Origin of the sequence: Catellatospora sp. NPDC049609 (assembly GCF_040675365.1) — a bacterium.
Lineage (GTDB): Bacteria > Actinomycetota > Actinomycetes > Mycobacteriales > Micromonosporaceae > Catellatospora.
On the sequence record NZ_JBFAOU010000407.1, the window covers coordinates 1 to 2369 of the forward strand.

Here is a 2369-nt window from a genome sequence, read left to right on the forward strand (position 1 = left end):
GCGTCACGACGTCCACGTCGTCAGGGCGAACACCAATCGCGCCGAGGCCAAGGGGAAGAAATCGACTACCCCAAGGCCTCGGCGCACAGGTTAAAAGACAAGCTAGTCGTGGAGGAGGTGACGGACGAGAGCGAAACGGATCCTGGTGCGGGGGCGGACCACGGCGTAGGCGGTGCTCTGCCCGGAGTGCGGCGCCGCACACCACGCGTGTGCACGGCTACAGTCACGCGTGGACCGTGAACGATGGGTGCGTCGATGCACGTCGTGCTGCTCGTCGTACGCATGCGTCGGCGGTATGGCCAAAGTATGGCTACCGTCGGACGTTCCGTGAGCAGGTGCCCGTGTGCTGGAGCGGTGTCAGCGGCGCACCGTGCGCCTGGCGGAGGTCGGTGCGGTGGTCCGAGAAATCGACGCCGACACCCTCGCCCGGCTGCCGTTGATCGACGCGTGCGGGCTGCAACCGCTGCGGCTGCCATGCGCAGAACAGGCCGCCCTTGACAGGCAGGTCCGTGCCTGCAACCGGCTGACAATGGCAGCAGCCGAGCGCAAAGTCCGGATCCAGGACATGGTCCGGCAGCTGATGCCCGTCCCGCCGCTGACCGGCGACCCGGGCCGGGCCGGGCCGACCTGGCCGTGCTGGAACGCTTCACCGATCCGCGGACGCTGCTGGCCGCCGGCCACGATGAAGTGGTGGCGGATGCTGCAGCGGTACACCGGACGACGTGAACTGCTCCTGAGGGCGTCGATGCGGTCGCCGCGGTGGTCTCCGACCGCAGCATCGCCGGGTGAAACGGTCGGCGTGGTTCACTACGCGACCCCAACTATTGCGTATAAGATCGCTAAATCTGGTAGGGGCGATGGTTGCAGCCGAACTTTGTACTGCCGGAGCTAACGGAGGCGAGCGCGAGGCGCTGAAGTGGTTGTGCCGGCACCGGAGGTCTCCCCAACGCCCCTACCGTGATGGGACCGTGCAGGAGGCGATCAGCGCGCTGGTGGGCAGGGCGAGTCTGCCGTCGGGGATCCGGTAGTCGTTGGCAAGCCGTTCGAAGTGGGCTCGCGCCTCGGCTACACCCTCCGGCGGCAGGCTTGCCAGCAACTTCCCAAGGAACCCGATGCCGTGGGCAGGCGCGGCCCACCAGTCCTCCGGGTCGGTGTGGTGCGTCCAGGAGACTTCGTGGCAGGCCAGGTCGACCAGGCCCACCTGTTCCATCAGGCTGTATAAGCCCTCGGGCGTACGCGCAAAGTCCGCTCGCGCCGCGGCCAGCGGCAGCGCCGACGCGGGCACGTCCAGTGCCGCTGACACGTCACGCCACAGCCGCTGTAGCGGCGACACGGGATATGGCCAGATGGTGAACGCTATCCGGCCGCCAGCTCGGGCGACTCGGCGCAGCTCGGCCAGTGCCGCGGGCGGGTCGCCCACGTGGTTGAGCACGAAGTTGGCGGTTACCGCGTCGAACGCGCCGTCGCCGAAGTCGAGCCTGGGCAGGATGCCGTGCTGGACGAGGGCTTCGGGCGCGTTGCGCCGGGCCGCGTCAAGCATGCTGTCCTCGGCGTCGACCGCGGTGACCGCCGCACCACGCTCGCAGGCTAGCGCCGCCACGGTGCCGGGCCCAGTGCCGACGTCGAGCATCCGGTCGCCCGCAACGACCCCTGCCGCGTCCAGCAGTGACCGGACCGGGTACGCACACAGTTGTGCCAAGCTGCGCTCGTACGTCGCCGCGCGTCCCCGCCACGTCCGTCGCTCGTCCTCGTCGAATTCGGTCATGTCACCCCGACGGAATTCGGGCGGATACGCGATCACCTCTGCGGGCTGGCCTTTCCCCTGGGGTGCTCCGGACATTTAGTCACCCCTCATCGTGCCGCAGTTTGGCATTGGCAGCGTAGTGGTTGCTGGTTCGGTGCAAGTCACGTGTAAGGAACTGGGTGTGGTGGAGGTCGGCGTAGAGGCCGCCCTCGGCGAGCAGCTGCTCGTGGGTGCCGCGCTGGACGATCCGGCCGCCGTCGAGGACCAGGATCTGGTCGGCCTCGCGGACCGTGGACAGGCGGTGTGCGATGACCAGCGCCGTCCGGCCGGCCAGCGCCGTGGACAGCGCCGCCTGCACCGCGGCCTCGCTCTCGGAGTCCAGGTGCGCGGTGGCCTCGTCCAGGATGACGATCGACGGGGCCTTCAGCAGCAGCCGCGCGATGGCGATGCGCTGCTTCTCGCCGCCGGAGAACCGGTAGCCCCGCTCGCCCACCACGGTGTCCAGCCCGTCGGGGGTGGCCCGGACCAGGGCGTCGATCTGCGCGGCCCGCAGCGCCTCCCACAGCTCGTCGTCGGTGGCGTCGGGCTTGGCGTAGCGCAGGTTCTCCGCGATGGTCTCGTGGAA

2 protein-coding genes are annotated in these 2369 nt (G+C 69.2%); both read right to left on the reverse strand.

Going from position 1 to position 2369, the window contains the following annotated elements:
• Window positions 1-952: 952 nt before the first annotated feature.
• Window positions 953-1765 carry a class I SAM-dependent methyltransferase gene (locus AB0J67_RS40665; RefSeq protein WP_363491099.1) on the reverse strand — a complete coding sequence of 271 codons (813 nt, stop codon included), beginning with the start codon at window positions 1763-1765 and terminating at the stop codon, window positions 953-955.
• 79 nt (window positions 1766-1844) lie between these two features.
• Window positions 1845-2369: ATP-binding cassette domain-containing protein (locus AB0J67_RS40670; protein ID WP_363491101.1), on the reverse strand; the 525-nt coding region annotated here is incomplete at its 5' end.